Source organism: Staphylococcus sp. GDY8P45P, from assembly GCF_017892745.1.
GTDB lineage: Bacteria > Bacillota > Bacilli > Staphylococcales > Staphylococcaceae > Staphylococcus > Staphylococcus cohnii.
The window spans coordinates 81,113-108,060 of sequence record NZ_JAESLS010000022.1 but is presented as its reverse complement, the minus strand read 5'-3'; the positions used below and the strand labels follow the sequence as shown (position 1 = coordinate 108,060).

Here is a 26,948-nt window from a genome sequence, read left to right as displayed (position 1 = left end):
GAAGGTAGCCGACTTACGTTCTGTAAGAGAAAGGAAACGGAAATACATGGCATGAGCAAAAGCTCATGCATAAGTACCATTAGAACAATAAATTGAAAATGTTAAATTCGTATTGAACATAAAATAAAAAGTCTAGCATAAGCTAGACTTTTTTAAATTAATAGTGAATAAAGCATTTTATTCTCATTAATGTAGATATTTGAAGGGTCAAATTCATCTACATTTAACTTTAAGTTATCTAAATCTTGATGATTATTTAATTGGATACCGATGATAACAGTCCCTGTATTTTGAGAACTTTTCTTAAGATACTCAAATTTAGTAATGTCATCTTTTGGTCCAAGCACATCATTTACAAATTCTCTTAAAGCTCCAGGTCTTTGTGGGAAGTTGAGAATGAAATAATGTTTCATTTCCTCAAATAATAAAGAACGTTCTTCGATTTCTTTCATGCGGTTAATATCATTGTTACCACCACTTACAACACAAACAACTGTCTTACCTTTAATTTCTGAACGATATTGTTCTAATGCTGAAACACTCAAAGCACCAGCAGGTTCAGCTATAATTGCTTGTTTAGAATACATGTCTAAGATTGTTGAACATACAGCACCTTCATGGACTTGTACATAGTCATCAACTACATTTTTGGCGATATCATATGTGATTTCACCGACTTTTGCTACAGATGCACCATCCACAAATTTATCAATTTCAGGTAAAGTCACAATTTGATTTTCTAGCACAACCGAAGCATACATGCTACTAGCACCAGCAGGCTCTACGCCAATGATTGAAGTTTGTGGTGAATGTTCTTTAAAGTAAATACCTACCCCTGAAATTAATCCACCACCACCTATAGCTGCAAATAAATAATCAAATTGTACGTTATCCTCTTTAGATTGTTCTAAAATTTCTTTAGCTAGTGTACCTTGGCCAGCGATTGTATAAATATTATTAAATGGATCGATGAAATTCATTTTATGATCTTGTGTATACGTGAGCGCCTTTTTTAGACAATCATCAAATGTATCACCGGTGAGTACGACTTCAGTGTTACTTCCACCAAAAAATTTCACTTGATTTATCTTTTGAAGAGGCGTAGTCACAGGCATAAATATAACAGCATTTAAATTAAGTTTGTTAGCCGTGTATGCAACACCTTGTGCATGGTTACCTGCGCTTGCACATGTAATACCGTTTTGTCTATCACTTTCATTTAACGCTATAATTGCGTTATAAGCACCTCTTAATTTAAATGATCTAACCCATTGTAAGTCCTCTCTTTTTAAATAGACATCACAATCATATTTATGCGATAAGTAATGATCCTTTTGCAAAGGAGTTTCTTTAACAACATCTTTCAATTGTAAGAAAGCTTCATCTATATCTTTTGAAGAAACAGTTGTTTTAACAGCCATAAATTTCACACCTTTATTTAAGTTTCGTTAAAAAGTTTTTGACGTTTCATAAGCTTGAATTTCATCTTCGTATTGTAGTGTTACCGCAACATCATCAAGTCCATTAACAAGTTTATTTTTCCACGTTCCATCAATGTCAAAGTGAAATGATTTATTATTTGCAGTTACAGTTTGATTAGGTAAGTCAACAGTGACTTTGCCTGCATTGGCAATATATTGACGTTCATCTGCATTTAATACGATAGGTAACATCGCATTTTTAGTACAATTCATATAAAATATATCGCTATAACTACCAGCAATTATAATATCAAACCCATAATCTTTAATTGCCCAAGCTGCATGTTCACGGCTCGAGCCACAACCAAAATTATCACCCGTTACTAAAATAGTGGCATCTTGGTATTCTGGTTTATTTGGATTGAAATCTGGATTGTCGGATCCATCCTCTAAGTAGCGCCATTCATCAAAGGCAAAAGGTCCAAAACCGGATTTAGAAATTCGTTTTAGGTGCACTTTTGGAATGATTTGGTCAGTATCTATATTATCATGGAACAGTGGCACAACTTTACCAGTATAGGTTGTGATTGGTTGAATTTCCATATTATACAACCACCTTTCTTACGTCTACAAACTTACCGTTAATGGCTGCAGCAGCTGCCATAGCAGGGGAGACTAGATGTGTTCGTGCACCTTTGCCTTGACGTCCTTCAAAGTTACGATTACTTGTTGATGCACAATGCACACCAGCAGGTACTTGATCTGGGTTCATACCAAGACACATCGAACAACCAGGTTCTCTCCATTCAAATCCAGCATTTTTAAATACTTTATCAAGCCCTAGCTTTTCTGCTTCTATCTTTACAGTTCTAGACCCTGGAACAACGATTGCTGTAATATTAGGATGCACTTGATTTCCTTTTACAATATGGCTCGCTTCTATTAGGTCAGATAGTCGGGCGTTCGTACAAGAACCTAAAAATACATAACCTAAATCAATGTCTTCTGCTTTTTGTCCTGGTTTTAACCCCATATAGTTGTAGGCACGTTCATCATTAACGTCATTGATTTCGGGGAATGGTGTATTAAAGCTAACACCCATTTCAGGGCTAGTACCCCAAGTCACTTGTGGTTCTAAATCAGATACATCTAGTTGTATGATTTTATCAAAATTTGCATCTTCATCTGTGTATAATTCACGCCATTCATCCACAGAGTACGCATAGTTTGTTGCATAGGGTCTTCCTTTAACATATTCAAATGTAGTTTCATCAGGAGCCATCATGCCATATTTTGCACCTGCTTCGATTGCCATATTACAAATAGTCATTCTAGCTTCCATTGATAGACTACTTATAGTTTCACCTGAAAACTCAAGTGCATATCCAGTACCAAAGTCAACACCATGTTGGTTAATAAGATGTAAGATAATATCTTTTGCATATACACCTGTAGGTAATTTACCAGTTACATCAATTTTTAAATTTTTAGGCTTTGTTTGCCATAATGTTTGTGTTGCAAAAACATGTTCTACTTCACTAGTTCCAATACCAAATGCAATTGCACCAAAAGCACCGTGTGTGGCAGTATGTGAGTCTCCACATACGATTGTTTTTCCAGGTTGTGTAAGTCCGGTTTCAGGACCAACCATATGCACGATGCCTTGTTCATCAGAACCCATATCAAATATATGCACATCAAATTCTTTTGCATTTTTTTGAAGTGTTGTTATTTGTTTATTAGCAATTTCATCTTTGATATTAAAAATATCAATCGTAGGGACGTTATGATCTAGTGTTGCATATGTTAAATCTGGTCTGCGCAACTTTCTATTTTGTAGTCTGAGCCCTTCAAAAGCTTGAGGAGATGTGACTTCGTGTATAAGATGTAGGTCTATATATAATAATTGTGGGTCACCTTCTTTACCAGTTAAGACATGCTTATTCCAAACTTTGTCAAATAGTGTTTTACCCATATGACATCTCCTCCTTTTTAAAGATTTTGTTTAATAAATTTAAAAATATCTGTTGTTTTATATTTACCATTGAGATCTTGAGTCGTTTTTTCATCTTCGATAAGTTGGTATATGACTGATTCTAATTTTTGAGCTGCTTCAGGTGCATTAAGACTTTCTCTTAAACACATAACCACTGATAAAAGCATGCCGAATGGATTTGCAATATCTTTATTTGCAATATCCGGTGCAGAACCATGAATTGGTTCATAGAGTCTTGGTCCTTTTTCACTAAAACTCGCTGATGGCGAAAGACCGAGTGAACCAGGAATTACAGATGCCTCATCACTTAAAATATCTCCAAATAAATTTTCAGTTACAATGACGTCAAATTGAGAAGGATTTGTAATGATGTGCATTGCGCAAGCATCTACAAGTAAATGATTAACCTCAACCTCTGGATATTCTTTAGATACATCATTTATAACTTTTCTCCATAATTTACTAGAAGATAGTACATTTTCCTTATCTACTGAAGTTAATTTTTTATGACGATTTTGGGCTAAATCAAAAGCAACCCTTGCAATTCGTTCTATTTCTGTGCGTGTATAAGTTAAGGAATCTAAAGCTTTATCTTCATCCCAATGTTTTGGTTCGCCAAAGTAAATACCACCTGTTAACTCTCTCACTAAAATAAAATCTGTACCAGCTACACGTTCTTTTTTAATAGGTGATAAATGGCTGGTACCGCTTGTTACAATAGTGGGGCGAATATTAGCAAATAGACCTAATGCTTTTCGAATACCTAATAGACCTTGTTCAGGTCTATTGTTAGGGTCTGTCCATTTTGGGCCACCAACAGCACCTAATAGAATTGCATCGGCTTGTTTACAAGCATTTAGCGTCGTATCTGGTAGTGGTGTACCATGATTATCAATAGCGATACCGCCAAAATCATGTGTTTCTATTTCATAGTTAAAATTATAGATATCACTTAGTTGTGAAAGAATTTCTAGTGAACCATTTAAAATTTCTGGCCCAATCCCATCCCCGGGAAGTGCTACAATCTTATAACTCATGAGTGAATACCTTCTTTCACTTCTGAATTAGAAACGTATTTAGCATGTGCTTCAACATAAGATTTACATGACGCTAATAAGATGTCATGGTCAATACCTACACCTGTAACAATTTGATCTCCTATTTTAATTTGCACGTGAACTTCTGCTTGTGCATCAGTACCTTCAGTTACAGAGTCAATGCGATAATCTATAAGTTCAGTTTTGCGATCAAAAATTCGATCTACCGCATTGTATACAGAAACAATTGAGCCAGTACCAATACTTGAGTCTTGATACGTATTTCCATCTCTATCTTGAATAACTACGACAGCACTTTGTAGTCCATTTGAGACGAATTGTAGTTGTAGTGCTTCTACTTTATAGATTGCATTTTGTTCGTGTTCAGTACCTTGAATGAGCGCATGTATATCTCTGTCAGTAACTGCTTTTTTCTTATCAGCGATTGTTTTAAATTGCTTAAATAGTTCTTTTTGTTCTTCTGAATCTACATCATATCCCAATGCGACTAACTTTTCTGAAAAGGCATGTTTACCTGATAATTTACCAAGTGGTAGTTCAGTTGTTTTGACGCCTACTAATTGTGGTGTCATAATCTCATAAGTTTCAGGGTTTTTAAGAACACCATCTTGATGAATACCTGATTCGTGACTAAAAGCATTTTGTCCGACAATAGCTTTGTTTCTTGGGACTCGAATACCTGCATATCGTGCTATTAAATCAGATGTATTTTTAGTTTCTTCAAGATTTATTTGTGATTGATTACCATAATGATCTTGTCGAACGTATAGGCCAAGTGCAACTTCCTCTAGGGCTGTGTTACCTGCACGTTCGCCAATACCATTTAAGGTGCCTTCAATGCGTTTGGCGCCATTTTCAATTGCGGCCATACTATTTGCAACTGCCAAGCCTAAGTCATCGTGACAGTGTGCACTATAAATAACTTCGTGATTCGTATTAACGTTTTCTTGGAGTGTTTTAAAAATTTTGCCATATTCTGTAGGATAACTAAATCCAACAGTATCAGGTATATTGATTACACTTGCTCCCGCATCAACTGCAGTTTGCACACATTCGATTAAGAAGGGCAGTTCCGTTCTTGTAGCATCTTCTGGTGAAAATTGAACTACGTCAAAATACTTTGTAGCATAAGCAACATGCTCTTTGATTGATGTTAACACTTCTTCTTTAGACATCATGAGTTTTGAGTCACGATGTATAGGGCTAGTTGCTAAGAATACATGTATTCTAGGTTTTACAGCCTCTTTAGTTGATTGGTACACTGCGTCAATATCTTTTTTTACACAGCGTGCTAAGCCACAAACAGCAGTGGTTGTTAATGCTTTAGAAATAGCTTCCACAGATTTAAAGCTACCTGAACTTGAAGCAGGAAAACCAGCTTCGATGATATCAACGCCCCATTTTTCAAGTTGCTTCGCAATTTTCAAGCGTTCATCGAATGAAAAGTTTACGCTGGGCGTTTGTTCTCCGTCTCTTAGTGTTGTATCAAAAATTTGAATATGGCTAGTCATTTTAAACATCTCCTAATAAATAGATTTAGTTGAATATGATGTGTCGGCTGAAGAATCTTAACTTGTCCTTAAAATAAAAGGGGGACTTCGCTTGATTCTTCAGACATCATCATATAACTAGTTATTTTTCAATACTCTTGGATTTAATGAACGGCATCATTTCCCGTAAGTCTCTACCTACCGCTTCAATTTGATGTCCGTGTTGTTCTTCACGTAGTTTATGGAATTCTTCGAAATTATTTTCATTATCTTTGATGAAACGATCACTGAAGTTTCCTTGTTGGATATCGTTAAGTACTGCTTTCATATTATCTTTAACATCTGGAGTGATTACGCGTGGTCCTGATACATAGTCACCAAATTCAGCTGTGTTTGAGATGGAATAACGCATGTTTTCCATGCCACCTTCATACATTAAATCAACAATTAATTTCATTTCATGTAATACTTCGAAGTAAGCAATTTCTGGTTGATAACCAGCTTCAACTAAAGTTTCAAAACCAGTTTGAATTAGTTTTGTTGTACCACCACAAAGTACAGCTTGTTCACCAAATAAGTCAGTTTCAGTTTCTTCTTTAAATGATGTTTCTAAAACGCCAGCACGTGTTGCGCCAATGCCTTTTGCATAACTTAATGCTAAATCAGTAGCTTCTCCACTAGCATCTTGTTCAACTGCAAATAGGGCAGGTACAGCGCTTCCTTCGGTAAAGGTACGTCTAACTAAATGTCCAGGTCCTTTTGGTGCTACTAAGAATACATCTACTGTTTCAGGTGGTTGAATAACATTAAAGTGAATATTAAATCCATGTGCGAAAACAAGTGCATTATTTGGTTCTAAATTAGGTTCAATTTCTTCTTTATATACTTGTCCTTGAATTTCATCTGGTAATAATACCATGATGACATCAGCTTGTTTTGCTGCTTCATTTACAGGATATACTTCGAAACCATCATCTTTTGCTTTATCAAATGAACGCCCTGGTCTGATGCCAATAATCACGTCATAGCCGTTATCTTTTAAGTTTTGAGCATGGGCATGTCCTTGTGAACCATAGCCAATGATAGCTACTTTTTTACCTTGTAATGCATCTTTCGTTACTGATTGGTCATAATAAACTGTTGTCATAATAAAATCCTCCATGTTTTTAAATTATAGTTTGGTGACTTGTGTTTTAAACTAAACCGGCTGAACCAGTTCTTGAAACTTGTTCAATGTTATATGATGATAGATCGTCTAATAAATTATCCATTGTATATTGTGGACCTGATGCTTGTAGATAGGTATAAGGATCTTCATTTTTTAAAATAGAGACTAGCGCATCATAAGGTTTAATTACTTTTTGTAAATCTTGATGGTTGCTTGGTGTTTCTAATTTCACAAGCACCAATTCTCTGTTGTAAGTGTTAGTATCAGTGATATCTTCTACATCAATGATATTTATTTGTTTTTCTAATTGACTAATTAGGTTTCTTAGAACATCTGAATCTGGAATTTCTGCTACGAATGTTATGTTGGAAACGCCATCTTCTCTAGTAGGTGTAACTGATAACGTGACAATGTTAAATTGTCTGCGAACAAAGATGCTCGTTAATCTATTTAAAGTACCAGCTTTATCTAAAACTCTTGTTCTAAATGTGCGTCTCATAATAATCCCTCCATCTCATAATTAGCTTTACCGCTAGGAACCATTGGGTTAACTGGTTCGATAGGTGAGATACGAACATCAATTAATGCAGGACCATCATGTTTGAAAGCAGCATCTAGTTGTTCTTCTAAATGTGTTGGATCATCGATAAGGAAACCTTTAACATTGTATGCTTCACCCAATTTTAAGAAATCGGGTTGTCCATTAAAGACAGAATGAGAGAAACGTTTGTTAAAGAATTTATCTTGCCATTGCTTAACCATACCTAACGTACCATTATTGATAATTACAACTTTTATATCTAAACCGTATTCTTCTAGTATTGCTAATTCTTGATTGGTCATTTGGAAACCGCCATCGCCGACAAAGGCCACAACTGTTTTATCAGGTTGAGCTAACTTTGCACCGATTGCTGCAGGTATGCCAAATCCCATTGTTCCTAAGCCACCACTCGTAACTAATTGGCCATGATTTTTAAATGGATAGTACTGGGCAACCCACATTTGATGTTGACCAACATCAGTAGTAACTACTGCATCACCTTGTGTAATTTCTCCTATATACTCAATTGTGCGTTGTGGTTTTGAAAACGTACCATCAGGGTCTTCACTGTATGCAAAAGGTTGTTCTGCTTTATTGTTAAAGCATTTTTCTAACCAGTCATCATGGTTGATTGAATAGCTATCGAATTCTAGTAAAGCTTCTAATGTTGCCTTACAATCCGCAATGATGCCTAGATCAACCTTGATTATTTTATTAATTTCTGATGGATCAATATCGATATGAACAATTTTTGCATTAGGTGCAAATTCATCCGGTTTGCTAGCAAGTCTGTCATCAAAACGACTACCAAAGTTTATGAGTAAATCGCACTCAGTTAATGCCATATTGCTGGCATATGATCCGTGCATACCTCCCATGCCTAAAAATAGGGGATTTTCATATGGTATGGCACCTAAACCTAATAAAGTGCTAACTACAGGCAATTGATGTCGTGTAACAAATTCAGTGAAAACTTCATTTGCTTTAGCGTGATTTATACCAGCTCCTGATAAAACAACAGGTTTCTTAGAAGTTTTTAAATAATCACGTAATTTTTGAATTTCTGTTTTGTCTGGTTGATTAGGTACTGAATAGCCAGGTAGATTTAATTCGTTTGAAATTTCTGCGTTAGTAGATAAGATTCCCATATCTTTAGGAAAATCAATAACTACTGGTCCTTTTCTTCCTGTGTTAGCCACGTGAAATGCCTCGTGGATTATTTTTGGAATTTCATTTACATTTTTAATCTGATAGTTATGTTTAGTTATCGGCGTGGTCATTGAAAGCAAGTCTGCTTCTTGGAAAGCATCTTTACCTATACCAGCTGTAGCAACTTGACCTGTGATAACGACAAGCGGTAATGAATCACTATAAGCATCTGCAATACCAGTGATTGCATTTGTTGCTCCTGGTCCACTTGTAACTACAACAACACCAGTTTTTCCAGAAACACGGGCATAACCTTCAGCAGCATGTGAAGCGCCTTGTTCATGTCTTGCTAGAATATGTTTAATTTTCCCGTCATAAAATGTGTCATATAGTGGAAGTACAGCGCCACCCGGGTAACCAAATATAAAATCTACATCCTCATTTACAAGTGAATCTACTAATAATTCTGAACCAGATTTCATTTCATCAATTGTTTCTTTTTCTAATTCAACTTCGGGTTCAATTGTCTCTGCTGTTTCAAAATAATCTAAATTTTCTGATTTTTCATATTCAAGTATTTCAGTTTGTTTAGACATCATACTCACTCCTTAAATGAGATCTTCAGGTACTTGCATAATACCACCAGTGTTAGCACTCGTTACTAACGCTGTATAGCGTGCAAGATAACCTGTTTTCACTTTTGCTTTAAATGGTTTCAAGTTTTGCTTTCTAGATTCTAACACTTCTTCTGTAACTTCTACATTTAATGTTCTGTTTGTTAAATCAATTGTAATATCGTCGTTGTTTTCAATTAAAGCGATAGGGCCACCTGCTGCAGCTTCTGGTGAAATATGTCCAACAGCAATACCTCGTGTTGCCCCGGAAAATCTACCATCAGTGATTAATGCAACGTCTTTACCTAATCCTCTTCCTACAATAGATGATGTAGGGGCCAACATTTCTGGCATTCCAGGACCACCTTTAGGGCCTTCATACCTAATCACAACTACATGACCTTCACGTACTACGTGATTATCAATTGCTTCAACGGCTTCATCATGTGAATTAAAACAAATCGCTTTTCCTTTAAAGACTTTAATTGAAGGATCTACACCGCCGACTTTTATGACTGCACCTTTAGGAGCTAAGTTACCATATAGGATTGAAAGGCCACCTTGTTTATCGTAAGGATTATCAAGGTGTCTGATAACATCACTATTTAATATCTCTTTTTGTTCGTTATTTTCACGAAGTGTTTTACCTGTAGCTGTGATTCTGTCTGGATGAAGTGTACCTTCTTTTTTAAATAATTCATTAATGATTGCTGGAACGCCACCAGCTTCATGTACATCATGCATAGAGTAGGAAGAACTAGGTGCTATTTTTGACAAATAGGGCGTTTTTTTCGCAATTTCGTTAATCCTTGATAAGTCATAATCAATACCTGCTTCATTTGCAATTGCTAATGTGTGTAATACTGTATTGGTAGAACCCCCCATAGCCATATCTAAAGCAAATGCGTCATCAATTGCTTCTTTAGTTACAATGTCTCTTGGTTTAATGTCATTTTTGATATTATCGACTAGTTTAAATGCTGCTTCTCTAATCATTTCTCTACGTTGTTCACTTACTGCAAGAGCTGTACCATTATATGGGAGAGCTAACCCTAAAACCTCCATTAAACAATTCATTGAATTTGCTGTAAACATACCAGAACATGAGCCACAAGTAGGGCAAGCATTTTGTTCCATATCCAAAAATTCATCTTTTGAAATTGAACCATCTTTAAATGCTCCGACAGCTTCAAACATTGAAGAAAGTGTTAAAGCTTTGCCTTGTGATGATAAACCTGCTTTCATAGGTCCACCTGAACAAAAAATAGCAGGAACATTGGTTCTTACAGCAGCTAATAACATGCCAGGTGTAATCTTGTCACAGTTTGGTATGTAAAACACACCATCAAACCAGTGTGCATTGATGACTGTTTCTGCTGCATCAGCGATAACCTCTCTAGATGGCAGTGAATATCTCATTCCAATATGTCCCATTGCAATACCATCATCTACACCGATTGTGTCAAATTCAAAGGGGATGGCACCTGCTTCGCGAATTGCTTCTTTAGCAATATCAGCTAATTCTCTTAGGTGAACGTGCCCTGGAACAATGTCGATATATGAATTACATATAGCTACGAAAGGCTTATTCATATCTGTTGGTTTTTCTAAAGCACCTGTTGCATGCAAAAGGCTTCTTGCTGGAGCTTGATGATCTCCTTTTTTGATCATATCGCTTCTCATATTAATTCCCCCATAAATTTGAAAATAAAAAAGCGTCCCAATAAATAATTGGGACGCTTTCAAGTCCCATTCAACTAGAAATAGGACTTAAACATTTAGTAGATTCTTTACTAAAGTTCCAGTCCTAATAGCATAATAAAATGACTAAAATATTTGAAGTTGTTGGTTGGTATTGCATTGTATATTTGGTCATCTCATTATGCTCCTTTCCGTTAGAATGGTTTATCTTTTAATGTGTTAAATTGAATTGTCTAAAAATTCGATAAATTAAATTTACTATACTGAACTTCTACTGTCAATGATTTTTTTAAATTTTCTATCAATTCAAATAATTCCAAAATGTTGGAACTTGTTTTAGTTTGAAGTAAAATAAGAAAAAATTTGTTAAACTATAATAGTTAATTTAATGATAATAAAGTTTTTAAAGAAGCAGATAATCATTAAGCGCTGATGTAATTATTAAATATATTAGTCATTTTTATCCATCAACAATATTTTGAAAGTAAATAGAAATACTTGTGCGAAGCTCAAGTATAAGCGATCCTAACTAAATTAATTTGGAACTGTTGCTAAAAAAGGAGAGGCATATGATTAAAATAAATGATTTAGAAAGTATGGCACATTTTGCAGAAGTGTTAGCGAAACATTTATCTACAGGGGACATTATTTTATTAAATGGTGATTTAGGCGCTGGTAAAACTACATTAACGCAATTTATTGGTAAAGCTATAGGTGTAAAACGAAATATAAATTCACCGACGTTTAATATCATTAAATCTTATCAAGGTAATGCATTTAAATTACATCATATGGATTGCTATAGATTAGAAGATAGTGAAGAAGACTTGGGATTTGATGAATATTTTGAAGATGAAGCTGTTACATTGATTGAGTGGAGTGAATTTATTGAATCATTTTTACCAAATAATCACCTAACTATAAATATTAAAACTATAAATGAAACGAAAAGACAAATAGAGATAAAAGCAGTCGGTGAACATTACCAAAAGTTAAAGGAGGTTGTTGAACATGATATATCTGTTGATTGATACATCGAATCAACCGTTGTCTGTTGCAGTAATGCAAAATAATGTAGTATTAGGTGAAATCAATACTAACGTGAAGCAAAATCATTCTACTCAGTTAATGCCAGCCATTCAACAGTTGATAAATGAGAGTGAAATAGCAAAAGAAGAAATAAATGCTATTATTGTTGCACAAGGACCTGGTTCATATACTGGTCTTAGAATTGGCGTAACCGTTGCTAAAACTTTAGCTTATGCATTGAATGCTGAACTATACGGTGTATCTTCATTAAAAGCACTTGCTGCAACTGTTCAAGATGACGAACGACTATTGGTTCCAATATTTGATGCACGTAGAGAAGCGGTTTACACTGGCGTTTATCAATATAATGAAAATCAATTGGTTCAAATAGAAGAAGATCAATATTTACCAATACAAGAACTTCTCAACTTATTACATAGATTGGGGAAACCCTATGTATTTGTGGGCATAGATACTGAAAAAGTAAAAGATTTATTAGATAGTGATTGCATACCCAACTTACCAAAAGCAAAATATATGAAACATTTAATTGAAACTACTGACGATATACATCAATTTAAACCAAACTATATTAAATTATCAGAGGCTGAACGAAATTGGTTAAACCAACAGAAAAAGAGTTAAATATACGTTTGATGACTTTGAGCGATGTACCTCAAGTATTTGATATTGAAAGAAATAGTTTTAACGACAGTAGTTGGACGATTGATGCTTTTTATCATGAAATAGAACAAAATGAGTTTGCACATTATTTTATTATTGAATATAATCGTATGATTATTGGGTATATTGGTATTTGGATAGTGATAGATCAAGCTCAGGTTACAACAGTTGCCATAGATGAAACATATAGAGGTTATGGTTTAGGACAGTTATTATTAAAATATGCGATGAATTATGTACAAACCAAATGTGAAATAATGAGCTTAGAAGTTCGTGTAGACAATGAGGTTGCACAACATGTGTATACAAATTTAGGCTTTCAATTTGGTGGTAAACGTAAAAATTATTATGGTGAAGGTGAGGATGCGATAGTGATGTGGGTGAATTTAAATGAGTGAGCAAACATTGATTTTAGCAGTTGAATCAAGCTGTGATGAAACGAGTGTTAGTATTATTAAACAGGGCACAGAGGTTTTAAGTAATATTGTATTAAGTCAGATTGAAAGTCATAAACGCTTTGGAGGTGTGGTACCTGAGGTCGCTAGCAGGCACCACGTGGAAGGCATTACAACGACAATTGACCAAGCATTAAATGAAGCAAAAGTAACAATGGAAGATATAGATGCAGTTGCTGTAACACAAGGCCCTGGGCTCATAGGTGCATTACTAGTAGGAATCAATGCAGCTAAAGCGTTAGCTTTTGCTTATGATAAACCATTGATACCTGTACACCATATTGCAGGGCATATTTATGCGAATCATTTAGAACAACCATTACAATTTCCTTTAATAGCTTTAATCGTTTCAGGAGGCCATACAGAACTTGTATACATGAAAGATCATTTGAATTTTGAAGTTATAGGAGAAACTAGAGATGATGCTGTTGGTGAAGCCTATGATAAAGTTGCAAGAACGATTGGCTTAGGTTATCCAGGTGGTCCGCAAGTTGATCAATTAGCAGCAAATGGTCAAGATTGTTATAACTTTCCAAGAGTTTGGTTAGAGGCAAATAGTTACGACTTTAGTTTTAGCGGGTTGAAAAGTGCAGTGATAAATAAATTGCATAATTTACGACAAAAAGGGTCTGAAATAAAACCTGAAGATGTTGCAACGAGTTTTCAAAATAGTGTTGTAGAAGTATTAGTTGGAAAAGCAGTGTCAGCTTGTGAGGCTTATGATGTGAAACAGTTAATTGTAGCTGGTGGTGTCGCGAGTAATAAAGGTTTAAGGGCAGCGCTTAATAAAGCATGTAAGGATTATGATATCAATTTGCGTATACCAAGCCCAAACCTTTGTACAGATAATGCTGCAATGATTGGTGCTGCAGCACATTATTTATATCAAGCAGGGTTAGTTGGAGATATGTCATTAAATGGATTTAACGATATGGATATTGAACAATTTTCATTAAATAATTAAAATTGGTATTGTAAATATTTAAATATGTAATAACAAATCATAGTGTAGTTTTAACTGAGTATCACAATGTACTTATTAAATGCGCACAAAGTATGTTAATTACTAATACTGGAAATGTTGGAGTAGGAATTTTAAATCAAACAGTGATTTGATTTATGTTTCTACTTTTTTTGAAATTTACTACTATGACTTTCAGAAAAAGATAAAGGATTGATTTTATCAATTTAATCAAGCTCAAATGTTTAAATATTAAAAAATGGGTATATATTTTAATATATAGTCATACTATATAGAATAATGTAAATAAGCATTACATTATTAGGAGGCGTCTTATAAATGAAATCAGTTCAGTATTTTAATTTTGAAAATAGTTTAGCAGCATTAGACTTTTATGAAAAAAATTTAGGTGCCACAGATATTCAACGTATTGGTGGTGACCATGAAATGTTTACAGATATGCCAGAAGAATTCCAAGTAGATAAAAACTTTACAATGAATGCTTCATTTAAAGTCTTAGGTGAAACATTTTATTGCAGTGACACATGGAAAAATAAAAAAATCGATAATAGTGGTGCGATTGTAACATTTACATTCGATCATAGTAATGAAGCGGATAAACAACAAGCTATTGATTTTTTTAATAATGCTATAGCAGCTGGATGTGAAGAGGCAATGCCGTTAGGTAAAACGGAGTGGTCAGAATTATATGGTATGTTTAATGATACTTTTGGTGTTACTTGGATGATTAATGCTGAATAAAATATTTAAACTAAATAAAGGAACAATGAAGTAAATGCAAACTTCATTGTTCTTTTTTTTTTGCATTCATAAACGCATTTATGATTATGTTATTAGGTTTAAGATTTCAAAGACTTAAGTGGAAGATGCTTTAGCTCGCGTATAAACTTGATTAGGGAATTTTAAGATTCTTAATAATTCAATAGCATTTCTTGTATCTGCTTTTCCAGCTTTAATTTTATAATCAAAAGCGATCTCATTTTCATAAATAATCTCATTAAAATGAAAGTTTTTGAAATTATCTTCTAATAACGTGGCTAATTCTATATCATGAGTCGCAGCTATGATTTCGTAATTTTGGCTATTACCTAAATAATTTAACACGGATTCAGAAGCAGCGATACGTTCAGTTGTATTGGTTCCTTTAAATATTTCGTCTATAAAGCAATAAATTTTATCCTCTGTTTTTAAATCAAATAATCGCTTAATAGATTTGATTTCTGTCATAAAATAACTATCACCAGACAAGATATCATCTTGGTTCACCATAGAAGTGAAAATTAAACCAGGTTTATACTTGAAGTAATTTGCAGTAACTGTATTTATCGTTTGAGCTAATAAAAGATTTAAGGCGATTGCTTTCATAAAAGTTGATTTGCCTGACGCGTTTGACCCAGTTAATAATATATGGCTATTGATTTCTAAATCATTAGAAATAGCATTGACAAGTAATGGATGCGTAAGTGCTTCAAATTCTACTGAATCATCATTACTTGCTTGAGGCAATGCATATTGTGATAGCGTTTCTCTCCACAATGCTATTGCATAATGATTGTCTATGCTACCTATATATTCATAACAAGCCATAACTTCAGATTCATATTTTTTAAAGCTATGTTGTATTAAATGGAAGATATGATAGTCCAACATAAATATTGCTTTAAATAAAAATGCAAATATCATAGAATCTTCTGCTGTATTTACTCTTCCTAGAAGACCGCTTAGCCTACGAGCAGCCTTAAAATGATTAAAGTCAACATCTATGGTAGGCGCACCATCTATTTTATGAATTGCATAAGCTTTTTTAATAACATTTGACGTATAAAATAAAGAGTTCAAATCTTGATCAAACGTTTTTCTAAGTATGCCACTCAAAATCATATTGAATATAGCAGCAAGTATAGTTAAAAGTATACCGATTTCAGGTTTTAAAAATGTAAATAGCAAAAAGGCTAACGGAAAATACGTAGTCAACATAAAAAAATGATTACGTTTCACTGTAGTCAATTGATCAGGGAACGTTGGATAAATCGCTTTACCTATTTTAGCAAGGTGGGTTGATATTTTAAGACGAAAAATATCATCATTTTTAAATTTTTGAATTAAAGCTTGATTATGAATCGTAAACATCTTTCTTAAGGTTGCATACAAGCGCATTTCGCCAATTGCAGAAAAATTAAAATTCATGTTGTCGAAAAGGGCATTTAAATTCAAATCAGCGTAAGTTTTATCATCTATAAGATTTGTTTCATCAAATTGGTGTTTATATGTATCAAATTGATAACTATACCTATGATTAGGTCGAACAAAAGATTCTAAAGGTTTTCTTAGTGACCATAAAGGTTTGATATCATGTTTTAATTTTTTATTGGCAATGATTGTCGTGATAATAAATAACAGTGTTGTTCCAATTATTAATGCGATTAGGAACCAAAAAATAGGATACATAAGTTTCACCTCATACTAAATTAATATGTTTTATTATGTCATGAAATAAATGGATTCACAAATAGCTGGATATGTTAAGTGGTGATATATGTCAATAGAGAACGTGCGTACTTATCAACAATTAGTGTATAACTTGTTGATAAGTCGTGGGCAAATGTGTGGATATGCATTGTTTTCTGAATATTCAACGGTTGAAAAGTTACATTTTACTTGTGGATAAATAGGATAACTCTGTGGATAGCTTTGATGATAGGGTTAAAGCTGTGAATAGTTAATGTGTAAAATAATAATAAAAAGTACGAAAAATGAAAAAATCATTTTTCGTACTTATAGTTAAAATTAGTTTTAAATTAACTTTTCTTGTAATTCTGCCCATTTTGACATGACTTGTTCTAATGCTTGTTCGCTATTTTCTTTCTCTTTGGCTAAACGATTTGCTTCCTCTGGATCACTATATATATCTGGTAAAGTAAGCAATTCATTGATTTCACTAATTTTAGTTTCAAAGTTATCTATCTCGGTTTCACATTCATCAATTTGGCGTTCAATTTGACGTTGTTCGCGTTTTTGAAGTTTTTGATCAATATAATTATCGTTTTGGGTCACTATCGGTTTTGTCTGATGTGAAGCTTCATATTCTTTTTTAGATTGAATCGCTTCGTTTTCTTCTTTCTTCTCTATAAAATATTGATAATTACCTAAATACATTGTGCCACCATGAGTGTCTAGATCATAAACTTTGTTTGCAAGTTGATTAATAAAATAACGGTCGTGAGAAACAAATAAAATCGTTCCTTCGAAGTTATCCAATGCTTGTTCTAACATTTCTTTTGAATCTATATCAAGATGATTTGTAGGTTCATCTAAAATAAGTACATTGTTACGTTCAAGCATTAACAAAGCTAATTGTAATCTAGCTTTTTCGCCACCAGAAAGGTCATTAATGATTTTTTTAACATCTTCTTGTACAAATAAAAATCTACCTAATACTGCACGTATATCTTTTTCATTCATTGATGGGTATTGGTCCCAAAGGTAGTCTAGTATTGTTTTACTAGATTTAAATTCAGCTTGTTTTTGATCATAGTAACCGATTTTTAAATTCGCACCAGTAGTAATTTCGCCGTTTAATTTTGGTTGAATACCTGCAACTGTCTTGATTAAAGTAGATTTACCGATACCGTTAGGCCCGATAATAGCGATATGGTCTCCTTTAGTTACTTCAATGTTGATACCTTTGGTAACTGCCTGTTCATAACCAATATCTAAATCTTTGATATGAAAAACATCATTACCTGTATTTCGATCAAAATCAAATTGGATATTAGCACTTTTGGCATCAACCATTGGTTTATTGATTCTTTCCATTTTTTCAAGCATTTTCCTACGGCTTTTAGCCATGCCAGTAGTTGAAGCCCGCGCTATATTTTTATCAACAAATGTTTCTAAGCGTTTAATTTCATCTTGTTGACGTTCATATTCTTGCATGCGTTTTTCATAATACTTATCTCTTTTTTCAATAAATTGTTTATAATTACCTATATAATGTTGTACATCTCCAAGTGCTACATCATAGATTTGATTTACTATTTTATCTAAAAAATATCTGTCGTGGCTAATGATAACAATAGCCCCTTTAAAATAGTTTAAATAACTTTCTAACCATTGCGTTGTTTCCATATCCAAATGGTTAGTTGGTTCATCTAGCAATAATAAATCAGGTTCACTTAGTAACATTTGGGCTAATGAAAGCCTTGTTTTTTGACCGCCACTAAAGTCATTAATAGGGCGACTGAAATCTGATTCAGTGAAATTTAGACCGTGGAGTACGGTTTTTATCTTACTTTCATATTGATATCCATCTTGTTGTTCGAATTCATTGGATAAGTATTCATAACGATCAATATGATTTTTATATTCATCTGTATCATATTCATTTGCATGCTGTGCTAACCAATCTGTTTCTTTTTTCATTTCAGATTCAAGTTTTTTCATATTTTCAAAAGGTTTGGACATTTCTTCAATCACAGTTTGGTTTGTGTTGAGAGTCATTTGTTGTGTTAAATAACCAAGTTTTAAATTTTTACTTTTTGAAATATGACCACTATCATAACCTTCGACGCCAGCGATAATTTTCATTAATGTAGATTTACCAGCTCCGTTACGTCCAACGATACCGATACGTTCGCCAGTTTTAACTTCAAAATTTACATTGTTAAAAATATCTTCTCCGTCGAATGATTTTGTAATGTCGTTTAATTGTAATAATATCATCCGATTTTGCACCTCTCTATTCATTATCATTCTACCGTATTCTGCGTGTTGTTAAAACTACCAGTGTTTATTTTTATAATGTATTAATGTATAATGTTGAAGTAATTATAAGATTAATAAGAGATTATAGTATAGGAGGACAAGATCTTGGCTAACCAAAGCGAAAAGATTCCTCGTGCCACGTTAAAACGGTTACCGTTATATTATAGATTCGTCAATACTTTGAAATCTAAAGGGATAGACAGAGTTAATTCTAAAACAATTAGTGAAGGTTTGAACATTGATTCTGCAACAATTCGTCGTGATTTTTCTTATTTTGGTGAATTAGGCAAAAAAGGGTATGGCTATAATATTGATAGCTTGTTACATTTTTTTAAAAATGAGATAAGTGAAAATGATGAAATTAAAATAGCCATCGTAGGTGTAGGGAACCTAGGTAAAGCATTACTAACATATAATTTTTCTATTCATGATGAAATGACCATCACAGAAGCGTTCGATATACGTGATGATGTAATAGGAACACAAATAGGCAATGTGGTTGTAAGCCCGTTTTTAAAAATCACTGATGTATTAAAGCAAGAGCAAATTGATGTCGTGATATTAACAACGCCTGAAAACGCAGCACAACAAGTTGCAGATACATTAGTTGAAGCAGGAATTAAAGGGATTCTAAATTTCACACCAACCCGTGTTTATACACCGTCAGATGTACAAGTTCATCACATTGATTTAGGGATTGAATTACAGTCTTTACTTTTCTTTATGAAAAATTATAGTAATAAATAATGATTTTTAAATATTAACTTTGCAGAGACACAAACATTATTGATGTTTAGTTGTCTTTACAAAGTTTTTTTATTGCTCGCTAGCTCCGCTTCATCTTATACATATACCTATGAATAACCCTGAAAACATAAAGGTTGAAATTTCAGTACAAATCTAATATGATAATTCTTATTGATTTTATCGGAAAGAGGTAATGTTATGACGTGGTTAATAATCAGTGGCTTAATCGTAGGTGGACTTTTGGGATTTGTCATGCAACGTACACGATTTTGTCTTGCTGGTGGATTTCGGGATATGTATATTCAAAAAAGTAATAAAATGTTTTATGCCTTGTTAATAGCAATATCAGTGCAAAGTATTGGACTGCTAATTCTAACTTCGACAGGGTTAGTAGAAATACCAGAGTCAACATATCCAATCATAGGTACGGTTATTGGCTCATTTATTTTTGGTATTGGAATTATATTAGCTGGTGGTTGTGCAACTGGTACATGGTATAGAGCTGGAGAAGGATTGATAGGTAGCTGGATAGCACTTATTGCATATGCATTTACATCAGCTGCTACTAAATTTGGTTTATTATTACCTTTAATGAACGGTATCAATAAACCTACTAATGTAAATACAAGTATGGCTCAAACAACTGGTATTCCAACATGGGTATGGGTCGCATTATTAACAATTATAACGGTTATATTTGCTGTTAAAACACTACGTAAACCAAAGCCCAAATTTGCGGTACCCAAATTAAAACAAAAGTTTACAGGGATTCGTTATTATTTATTTGAAAAAAAATACCATCCTTTTGTTGCAGCTATTGCAGTTGGGCTAATTGCATTATTGGCTTGGCCAGTGAGTGAATCTACTGGCAGAATGTACGGTTTAGGAATTACAACGCCTTCTGCAAATATCGTTCAATTTTTTGTAACTGGTGATCTTCAACTATTAGATTGGGGTGTATTCCTTGTTTTAGGTATCTTTGCTGGTTCTTATATTGCAGCAAAAGGAGCTAGAGAATTTAAGTGGAGACTACCTGATAAAAAGACAATCCGCAATAGTGTTATTGGTGGCGTATGCATGGGATTTGGTGCATCAGTAGCAGGTGGTTGTTCTATCGGAAATGGTTTAGTTGAAACAGCTACAATGTCTTGGAAAGGCTGGATTGCGCTTGCATCAATGATACTAGGTGCTTGGTTTATGAGTTATTTCATATTTATTAAGCCAATGAAAAAAGCACAAAAATCTACAACTCAAACAGTTTCCCCACAAACACAAACGACATAAATTTTATTTTTAGGAGGATTTCATTATGGTATATGAATTAGGTACAGTAGGTATGGTTTGTCCTTTTCCTTTAATTGAAGCACAAAAGAAAATGACTACTTTAGAGAATGGTGACGAATTAAAAATTGATTTCGATTGTACTCAAGCAACTGAAGCAATTCCAAATTGGGCAGCTGAAGAAGGTTATCCAGTTACTAATTATGAACAACTTGATGATGCTTCATGGACAATCACTGTTCAGAAAGCTTAATGATATAAAATTAAATTTAAATAACGGGGTAAGATGAAAGTTAATATTATATTAAAAAATATTATTTTGTTATATGCTGCTCACTGAGAGAAAGTCCGAGACATATTCTATGATGTTTCGGGCTTTATTTTGATTTATAAAAATGTCTTATATTGAGTGACACATGTTGTAATTGTAAATGAGATTAGTCGTTTTTGAATGATATATATTTTTTTATACTAATAATGTGTATAGTTGCTTCTTGAAGTCAGTATTATTTTTGTGTTTACAAAGTAGTTTGAGTTTGACTTTTAACAGTATTTAAAGGGAATACAATATGATAAAATAGATGATGTTTACAATGCCAAGTAATGAGAGTGAAAATAAAATATGATTGGCATATCAAAGTATAATATTTTTTAGATAATTGATGATAAATTCAGTTACTGGCAATATGTGCAATTATGGCGTCAAAATAATATGCGATAAGTTAAATTATGGACGTTAACAAATCTATACAAATTTAAATAGTAATTTAAAATTGATGTGTGAGGAACTTTTTATATGAATAAAGTCGATGCCATTTTAAGTATCATTGGTTGATGGCGCCCTTGTTACAGGAATCACATTTCGATTAATACATCATACCGCGTGTGCAATTGTTTTGTAGTAGTGGAAGCCATAGCTTTGTATCAATGAATCGGATAAATCTAATATAATGATAATGAAATACATAGATATTATGATGCACTGAATTGCGACAGAACAAATATCAGAAAGTAGTAGTTTGTAATAGGAGGAAATAAAGTGAGTGAATGGACAAGAGATGAACGTTATCAACATTATGAAGATATTAATCAAGAAACAATGGACGAATTAACTGAGCGTGTGAATCAATCTAAATATAGACAATTGTTTCATATCCAGCCGAAAACAGGATTGTTAAATGATCCTAATGGTCTAATTTATTATAAAGGATATTACTATATCTCACATCAATGGTTTCCTTTAGGAGCCGTCCATGGTTTGAAATATTGGTATACATATAAAAGTAAAGATTTAATAAATTTTGATGATCAAGGAATTTCACTAAAACCAGATACGAAAGATGACAGTCATGGTGTATATAGTGGCAGCGCATTTACATATAACAACAACTTGTATTATATGTATACAGGAAATCATAGAGATGAAAATTGGAATAGAAAGTCTACACAACATATAGCTAAGGTACATGACAATGGTGAGGTTCAAAAATTTCCTAAAGCAGTAATAGCAGCACCACCGTCAGGCTATACGCAACATTTTAGAGATCCTAAAGTATTTGTGAAAGATGAAATTTACTATGCAGTAATTGCTGCACAAAATGAAGAAGGATATGGAAGAATACTTCAATATCAATCAACAGACATTGTGAATTGGACATTTCAAGGTGAAATAAAAACAAAACTTGAGGCGTTTGGTTTTATGTGGGAATGCCCAGATTATTTTAATTTAGATGGTTTCGATTTACTGCTATTTTGTCCTCAAGGTATTGAACCAGAAGGTGAAAAATTTAGGAATATTTATCAATCTGGTTATATTATGGGGCAATACGACATAGATCACCTCGTTATGGATCATGGTGATTTTCATGAATTAGATCATGGTTTTGATTTTTATGCGCCTCAAACTTTTACAGATGAATATGGCAAAAGAATACTCATTGGTTGGATGGGTTTACCAGAAGTGAACTATCCTACAGATTCAGATGGTTGGGCGCACTGTTTAACAATTCCTCGTATTTTGACAATTGAACAAGGTAATTTAAAACAGCGTCCTATTAAAGCACTTCAACAATTAAGAACGAATAAAGAAACAGCATTAGGTTATGCTAATAAGTTTACGCGATTTTTAAATCCATATGAAGGTAAACAATTTGAATTGATTATTGATATTTTGGAAAATGACGCTACTGAAATTTATTTTGAAATCAGAGCTTCAAAATCACAGTCTTTACTTATTGCTTATAATACAAAAACAAGAAAAATTACATTGGATCGTAGTGAAAGTGGCTTATTACCAGAACCAGTCGATGGTAATACACGTAGCACGTATTTAGATACGCCATTATCTCAACTACAAATGTTCGTAGATACATCGAGTATTGAACTATTTTGTAATGATGGTGAACGTGTGATGACTTCAAGAATTTTCACAGATGATGATGCCATAGGAATTAAAGCTTCTACCGAATCTGGCCAAGTCTTTCTTAATTTTACAAAATATGACATAAAGGATGATCAATAAATGAAACGTTTACTTGCAATAGGGGAAGCACTTATCGATTTTATCCCTAATCAAAAAGATTCAAAATTAAAAGACGTTGAAGGGTTCACAAGACAAGTCGGTGGTGCGCCTTGTAACGTTGCCTGTACTACGACAAAATTAGGTGGGCAAGCAGAAATGATTACCCAGTTAGGTAATGATGCATTTGGTGATTTGATTGTTGAAACCATAAGTAATATTGGTGTGCATACAAACTATATTCGACGTACAGATGAAGCGAATACTGCTTTAGCATTTGTAAGTTTAACCAAAGAAGGGGAACGTGATTTTTCATTCTATCGTAAACCATCAGCAGATATGTTATACCAGCCTAGCAATATAGATGCAATTACTGTAACAGAAAATGATATGTTACATTTTTGTTCTGTTGATTTAGTAGATAGTCCAATGAAACAGGCGCATAAAGCGTTAATAAATAAGGTGAAATCGGCAAATGGTACGATTATCTTTGATCCTAACGTACGCTTACCGTTATGGACTAGTGAAGCGGAATGTAAAAATGCAATTCGTGAATTTTTACCATTAGCGCATGTGCTTAAAATTTCAGACGAAGAGCTGACATTTGTGACTGGAAAAAAAGTTGAAAAAGAGGCCATCGCGTGGCTATTCCAAGGTAGCGTGGAGGCAGTTATTTATACTAAAGGCAAAGAAGGTGCAGAAATTCATTTTAAAGATGGCACAGTGATTGATCACCCTGGTTATAAAGTGAAAGTGATAGATACTACTGGCGCTGGCGATGCTTTTATAGGAGCATTAATTAATAGATTGGCAGTATCTGATATTGTGAATCCAATAGAAGCATTAAAACTCCAAGGTGAAGATATACTTCAATTTAGTAACATAGTTGCTGCAAAAGTTACTACTAAATATGGCGCGATTGAGAGTATACCTAGTTTAGATGAAGTTAATGAGGTACTTGAATATTAAAAGAGTGAACGTGGAAAGCAATCTTATTCAATGAATCCAATTTCGTTAAGATGAGTGTGGGGATAATAGGGATTAAGGATTATTTGAGCATTAGCGCATGTATAAGTCCCACTAACTCAATAAATTGAGAAGTGTGCTTTAATGATAATAGGCAGAGACAATGAATTGTCTCTGCCTATTAATTTATGTATTAAATTTTTTTGACATTACGTACGGACGCGTAGCAGTGTTCATTATTTTTGAAGTAAACAATACGAGACTTAGAATCAATGGATTCTATATTGTGTCTATTAACAACAAAACTATTATGACATCTAAAAAATCGTTCATCTAAATTATCGATTTCTTTTAAATTACCATAAAATTCAATTTGCCTATTGTCTAGATGAGCAATCAAACGATGTGAATTCGAAGAAGATTCAAAAAACATTACATCATCATATTGTACATAAATAGAATTACTGCCACGTTTGAGCTCGATTGTTTCAACTGTGTTTTCTTTTGAAAGTAGCTTCAATCGAGTTTCTGATGTTTCGAGACAATCAATTACTCTTGATTTTAATTCATCAGGATCATCTTTGAAAATAAAATCCATAGCAGCAACTTTATATACAAAAGTTAAATAAGTGAGCTCACTGTGACTTGTGACAAATATAATATTGCTCACTGGATCGTATTTTCTAATCTCACTTGCTAATTTAATGCCATTAATATCAGCTTCTAATTGTATATCAAGAAAATAACAACCAATATCCTTAAGTTCTTTTGCACGTTCTAATACCTCATAAGGATCTGACGTAGCTACTTCAATTTCCATTGGCTTTTCTTCTATCATGATGTAATTATTGATAATTGAAACTATATTTTCACGTTGTCTTACATCATCTTCACAAATGAATATTTTCATATTTACACATCCTTATGAATTAGAATTTAATATTTCTACTTTTTGGATAAAGTAATTATTATCAATAGTTGTATCTAATAAAACATTGGAAGTTGCATCGGTTATTTCCTTTAAGTTAGATAATCCTAAACCACGATTTTTTCCTTTTGTTGAGTAGTTTTCTTGGAATAAAGTATGCACTCTAGGCATATCAGGTTTACATTTATTCATGATGATAAACATCACTGAATCATCTTCATTTTTGATAAAAGCAATGCGAATTAAAGGGTCATCTTCAATTTTTTCTGATGCTTCTATGGCATTGTCTAATAAAATACCAATAACTCTACTTAAATTGATAATAGGCATATCAATTTTTTCAATTGGTTCTGGAACTTCAATGCTCAATCTTATATTTTTTTCTTGAGCTTGTAATATTTTAGTTGTTAATAAACCTTTAATTTCACGAACTTTTAAATTTTCAATGCCATTAATTTTAAGTGTTTTCATTTGCATATTATCTTGCATTGGTATGATTTCTTCATTAAAATACTTACGTAAACCTTCCATATCGTCTTCTCGGATATAATCAGATAATGTTGAAAGTATATTAACATAGTCATGTCGAAATTTACGCATCTCATTATTAATTTTTTCAATTTGCAACGTATATTTATAATAATTTTCTATTTCTTTGATATTACGTTTATATTGAATTTGTCGTATAATGCTGAAGGAAATAGTAATGATTAAAATAGCAGTAGTAATAATGACCACTGCATACATGATTACAACAAATTTAATATCTGAAAATGATAAAATGGAATTTGGTAAATAAAAATAAATTAACAGTAAAACTGTGAGTAAAAACAAGCATACAATTGAAAGATATATTTTATTTAAAGATAAAAATGAAGTTGACATTTTTATAAAAAAATACTTTATTATGTATCCTAAACTTATTGCAATTAAGATAAAACTTACTGCATAGAATGAACTAAAAATATAATTTAATGTGATAACTTCTATTAATTGAGTAGCTAGCCAAATAGAAATGAAGTTAGCCATATATAAGATGAAAAAACTGATCAATGCTGCAACGACACCTATGGTTTGCTTTCTTCTATACATAAATATAACGATAGCTATCAATAAAAAAATGGTTGCTTTTTCATTGAAAAAGTAATAAAGAACAGTTGAAGGGATTATAATGCAAATCATTGCGATATAATCCCTAAAAACATATTTTATATTTGTTAAAGTCTTAATATTAAAAAATAATAGTACTGCTTGAATCGATGCTAATACTACGGAATTAAAAACTACCATACTTATACACTCTTTCTAATGAATAGATTATTTGTATAAATCTGTTATTTCTTTCGGAACTTCTGGTTCATCAAAAAAAGCACTACAAACTTTTCCACCTGAAACTGCTCCTAAAACACTAAAAAATTTAACGAATAAGTTTACAATAGATTCAAAAATATGCATA

Annotated in this window: 24 protein-coding genes; 10 read left to right on the top strand and 14 right to left on the bottom strand. The window is 33.0% G+C overall.

Annotated features, from left to right (window positions below):
- Window positions 1-152: 152 nt before the first annotated feature.
- From ilvA to ilvD, 9 genes are all read right to left on the bottom strand, one after another.
- Window positions 153-1,421, bottom strand: coding sequence for a threonine ammonia-lyase IlvA (gene ilvA, locus KA873_RS13260; RefSeq protein ID WP_210140570.1), 1,269 nt, complete (start codon window positions 1,419-1,421; stop codon window positions 153-155).
- 27 nt (window positions 1,422-1,448) lie between these two features.
- Window positions 1,449-2,024: a 3-isopropylmalate dehydratase small subunit gene (leuD, locus tag KA873_RS13255; protein ID WP_019469534.1), complete on the bottom strand. Its 576-nt coding sequence runs from the start codon at window positions 2,022-2,024 to the stop codon at window positions 1,449-1,451.
- Window position 2,025: 1 nt separating this feature from the next.
- Complete coding sequence (gene leuC, locus KA873_RS13250) at window positions 2,026-3,396, bottom strand: 3-isopropylmalate dehydratase large subunit (protein WP_107383572.1); 1,371 nt, start codon at window positions 3,394-3,396, stop codon at window positions 2,026-2,028.
- 17 nt (window positions 3,397-3,413) lie between these two features.
- Window positions 3,414-4,454 carry a 3-isopropylmalate dehydrogenase gene (gene leuB, locus KA873_RS13245; RefSeq protein ID WP_107505081.1) on the bottom strand — a complete coding sequence of 347 codons (1,041 nt, stop codon included), beginning with the start codon at window positions 4,452-4,454 and terminating at the stop codon, window positions 3,414-3,416.
- Window positions 4,451-5,986: a 2-isopropylmalate synthase gene (locus KA873_RS13240; RefSeq protein WP_107383574.1), complete on the bottom strand. Its 1,536-nt coding sequence runs from the start codon at window positions 5,984-5,986 to the stop codon at window positions 4,451-4,453. The genes leuB and KA873_RS13240 overlap by 4 nt, the downstream gene beginning before the upstream one ends.
- 121 nt (window positions 5,987-6,107) lie before the next feature.
- Window positions 6,108-7,112 carry a ketol-acid reductoisomerase gene (ilvC, locus tag KA873_RS13235; RefSeq protein ID WP_019469538.1) on the bottom strand — a complete coding sequence of 335 codons (1,005 nt, stop codon included), beginning with the start codon at window positions 7,110-7,112 and terminating at the stop codon, window positions 6,108-6,110.
- A 46-nt stretch (window positions 7,113-7,158) separates the two neighbouring features.
- Window positions 7,159-7,632: an acetolactate synthase small subunit gene (ilvN, locus tag KA873_RS13230; RefSeq protein WP_107383575.1), complete on the bottom strand. Its 474-nt coding sequence runs from the start codon at window positions 7,630-7,632 to the stop codon at window positions 7,159-7,161.
- Entirely contained in the window at window positions 7,629-9,419 is a 1,791-nt protein-coding gene (gene ilvB / locus KA873_RS13225) for a biosynthetic-type acetolactate synthase large subunit (protein WP_107383576.1), read from the bottom strand. The genes ilvN and ilvB overlap by 4 nt, the downstream gene beginning before the upstream one ends.
- A 12-nt stretch (window positions 9,420-9,431) precedes the next feature.
- Window positions 9,432-11,120, bottom strand: a complete 1,689-nt coding sequence (gene ilvD, locus KA873_RS13220; protein WP_107383577.1) for a dihydroxy-acid dehydratase — start codon at window positions 11,118-11,120, stop codon at window positions 9,432-9,434.
- Window positions 11,121-11,707: 587 nt separating this feature from the next.
- Here ilvD and tsaE point away from each other — a divergent pair.
- From tsaE to KA873_RS13195, 5 genes are all read left to right on the top strand, one after another.
- Window positions 11,708-12,169, top strand: a complete 462-nt coding sequence (gene tsaE / locus KA873_RS13215; protein ID WP_107505082.1) for a tRNA (adenosine(37)-N6)-threonylcarbamoyltransferase complex ATPase subunit type 1 TsaE — start codon at window positions 11,708-11,710, stop codon at window positions 12,167-12,169.
- Window positions 12,150-12,812: a tRNA (adenosine(37)-N6)-threonylcarbamoyltransferase complex dimerization subunit type 1 TsaB gene (tsaB, locus tag KA873_RS13210; protein ID WP_107386127.1), complete on the top strand. Its 663-nt coding sequence runs from the start codon at window positions 12,150-12,152 to the stop codon at window positions 12,810-12,812. The genes tsaE and tsaB overlap by 20 nt, the downstream gene beginning before the upstream one ends.
- A gap of 11 nt (window positions 12,813-12,823) precedes the next feature.
- A complete protein-coding gene (gene rimI, locus KA873_RS13205; protein ID WP_394859185.1) occupies window positions 12,824-13,249 on the top strand; it encodes a ribosomal protein S18-alanine N-acetyltransferase in 426 nt (141 codons plus the stop codon).
- Window positions 13,242-14,270, top strand: coding sequence for a tRNA (adenosine(37)-N6)-threonylcarbamoyltransferase complex transferase subunit TsaD (gene tsaD / locus KA873_RS13200; protein ID WP_107383581.1), 1,029 nt, complete (start codon window positions 13,242-13,244; stop codon window positions 14,268-14,270). Before rimI ends, tsaD begins: the two co-directional genes overlap by 8 nt.
- A 336-nt stretch (window positions 14,271-14,606) precedes the next feature.
- Window positions 14,607-15,029, top strand: a complete 423-nt coding sequence (locus KA873_RS13195; protein WP_107505158.1) for a VOC family protein — start codon at window positions 14,607-14,609, stop codon at window positions 15,027-15,029.
- A gap of 114 nt (window positions 15,030-15,143) precedes the next feature.
- Here KA873_RS13195 and KA873_RS13190 read toward each other — a convergent pair whose 3' ends face one another.
- Together KA873_RS13190 and KA873_RS13185 are read right to left on the bottom strand one after the other, a co-directional pair.
- Window positions 15,144-16,736 carry a MutS-related protein gene (locus KA873_RS13190; protein WP_107383583.1) on the bottom strand — a complete coding sequence of 531 codons (1,593 nt, stop codon included), beginning with the start codon at window positions 16,734-16,736 and terminating at the stop codon, window positions 15,144-15,146.
- A gap of 345 nt (window positions 16,737-17,081) precedes the next feature.
- Window positions 17,082-19,010: an ABC-F family ATP-binding cassette domain-containing protein gene (locus KA873_RS13185; RefSeq protein WP_210140568.1), complete on the bottom strand. Its 1,929-nt coding sequence runs from the start codon at window positions 19,008-19,010 to the stop codon at window positions 17,082-17,084.
- Between the two features lie 147 nt (window positions 19,011-19,157).
- Here KA873_RS13185 and KA873_RS13180 point away from each other — a divergent pair, with 147 nt between their 5' ends.
- From KA873_RS13180 to KA873_RS13160, 5 genes are all read left to right on the top strand, one after another.
- Entirely contained in the window at window positions 19,158-19,799 is a 642-nt protein-coding gene (locus KA873_RS13180) for a redox-sensing transcriptional repressor Rex (protein ID WP_107505160.1), read from the top strand.
- Window positions 19,800-19,997: 198 nt separating this feature from the next.
- A complete protein-coding gene (locus KA873_RS13175; RefSeq protein ID WP_107505161.1) occupies window positions 19,998-21,083 on the top strand; it encodes a YeeE/YedE family protein in 1,086 nt (361 codons plus the stop codon).
- A gap of 25 nt (window positions 21,084-21,108) precedes the next feature.
- Window positions 21,109-21,333, top strand: coding sequence for a sulfurtransferase TusA family protein (locus KA873_RS13170; protein WP_019469551.1), 225 nt, complete (start codon window positions 21,109-21,111; stop codon window positions 21,331-21,333).
- 786 nt (window positions 21,334-22,119) lie between these two features.
- Entirely contained in the window at window positions 22,120-23,601 is a 1,482-nt protein-coding gene (locus KA873_RS13165) for a sucrose-6-phosphate hydrolase (RefSeq protein ID WP_107505162.1), read from the top strand.
- Window positions 23,602-24,567 (top strand): carbohydrate kinase family protein, encoded by a 966-nt coding sequence (locus KA873_RS13160; RefSeq protein ID WP_107386132.1) that lies wholly within the window; start codon window positions 23,602-23,604, stop codon window positions 24,565-24,567.
- Window positions 24,568-24,757: 190 nt separating this feature from the next.
- Here the strand turns inward: KA873_RS13160 and agrA are convergent, their stop codons facing one another.
- The 3 genes from agrA to agrD are packed head-to-tail and all read right to left on the bottom strand — an operon-like array spanning window position 24,758 to window position 26,947.
- Window positions 24,758-25,474 carry a quorum-sensing response regulator AgrA gene (agrA, locus tag KA873_RS13155; protein WP_019469554.1) on the bottom strand — a complete coding sequence of 239 codons (717 nt, stop codon included), beginning with the start codon at window positions 25,472-25,474 and terminating at the stop codon, window positions 24,758-24,760.
- Window positions 25,475-25,486: 12 nt separating this feature from the next.
- Window positions 25,487-26,782, bottom strand: coding sequence for a quorum-sensing sensor histidine kinase AgrC (gene agrC / locus KA873_RS13150; RefSeq protein WP_107521353.1), 1,296 nt, complete (start codon window positions 26,780-26,782; stop codon window positions 25,487-25,489).
- Window positions 26,783-26,809: 27 nt separating this feature from the next.
- Window positions 26,810-26,947 (bottom strand): cyclic lactone autoinducer peptide AgrD, encoded by a 138-nt coding sequence (gene agrD, locus KA873_RS13145; RefSeq protein WP_107505417.1) that lies wholly within the window; start codon window positions 26,945-26,947, stop codon window positions 26,810-26,812.
- Between the last annotated feature and the right edge of the window lies 1 nt (window position 26,948).

Coding starts and splice junctions, on each gene's coding strand:
- ilvB (WP_107383576.1), bottom strand. CDS start 9,419: ATGTCTAAACAAACTGAAATACTTGAATATGAAAAATCAGAAAATTTA.
- ilvA (WP_210140570.1), bottom strand. CDS start 1,421: ATGGCTGTTAAAACAACTGTTTCTTCAAAAGATATAGATGAAGCTTTC.
- rimI (WP_394859185.1), top strand. CDS start 12,824: ATGACTTTGAGCGATGTACCTCAAGTATTTGATATTGAAAGAAATAGT.
- leuC (WP_107383572.1), bottom strand. CDS start 3,396: ATGGGTAAAACACTATTTGACAAAGTTTGGAATAAGCATGTCTTAACT.
- agrD (WP_107505417.1), bottom strand. CDS start 26,947: ATGCATATTTTTGAATCTATTGTAAACTTATTCGTTAAATTTTTTAGT.
- leuD (WP_019469534.1), bottom strand. CDS start 2,024: ATGGAAATTCAACCAATCACAACCTATACTGGTAAAGTTGTGCCACTG.
- agrC (WP_107521353.1), bottom strand. CDS start 26,782: ATGGTAGTTTTTAATTCCGTAGTATTAGCATCGATTCAAGCAGTACTA.
- KA873_RS13240 (WP_107383574.1), bottom strand. CDS start 5,986: ATGACTAGCCATATTCAAATTTTTGATACAACACTAAGAGACGGAGAA.
- KA873_RS13175 (WP_107505161.1), top strand. CDS start 19,998: ATGACGTGGTTAATAATCAGTGGCTTAATCGTAGGTGGACTTTTGGGA.
- ilvC (WP_019469538.1), bottom strand. CDS start 7,112: ATGACAACAGTTTATTATGACCAATCAGTAACGAAAGATGCATTACAA.
- KA873_RS13190 (WP_107383583.1), bottom strand. CDS start 16,736: ATGTATCCTATTTTTTGGTTCCTAATCGCATTAATAATTGGAACAACA.
- tsaD (WP_107383581.1), top strand. CDS start 13,242: ATGAGTGAGCAAACATTGATTTTAGCAGTTGAATCAAGCTGTGATGAA.
- KA873_RS13170 (WP_019469551.1), top strand. CDS start 21,109: ATGGTATATGAATTAGGTACAGTAGGTATGGTTTGTCCTTTTCCTTTA.
- KA873_RS13195 (WP_107505158.1), top strand. CDS start 14,607: ATGAAATCAGTTCAGTATTTTAATTTTGAAAATAGTTTAGCAGCATTA.
- tsaB (WP_107386127.1), top strand. CDS start 12,150: ATGATATATCTGTTGATTGATACATCGAATCAACCGTTGTCTGTTGCA.
- leuB (WP_107505081.1), bottom strand. CDS start 4,454: ATGAGTTATAAGATTGTAGCACTTCCCGGGGATGGGATTGGGCCAGAA.
- KA873_RS13160 (WP_107386132.1), top strand. CDS start 23,602: ATGAAACGTTTACTTGCAATAGGGGAAGCACTTATCGATTTTATCCCT.
- tsaE (WP_107505082.1), top strand. CDS start 11,708: ATGATTAAAATAAATGATTTAGAAAGTATGGCACATTTTGCAGAAGTG.
- ilvN (WP_107383575.1), bottom strand. CDS start 7,632: ATGAGACGCACATTTAGAACAAGAGTTTTAGATAAAGCTGGTACTTTA.
- KA873_RS13185 (WP_210140568.1), bottom strand. CDS start 19,010: ATGATATTATTACAATTAAACGACATTACAAAATCATTCGACGGAGAA.
- agrA (WP_019469554.1), bottom strand. CDS start 25,474: ATGAAAATATTCATTTGTGAAGATGATGTAAGACAACGTGAAAATATA.
- ilvD (WP_107383577.1), bottom strand. CDS start 11,120: ATGAGAAGCGATATGATCAAAAAAGGAGATCATCAAGCTCCAGCAAGA.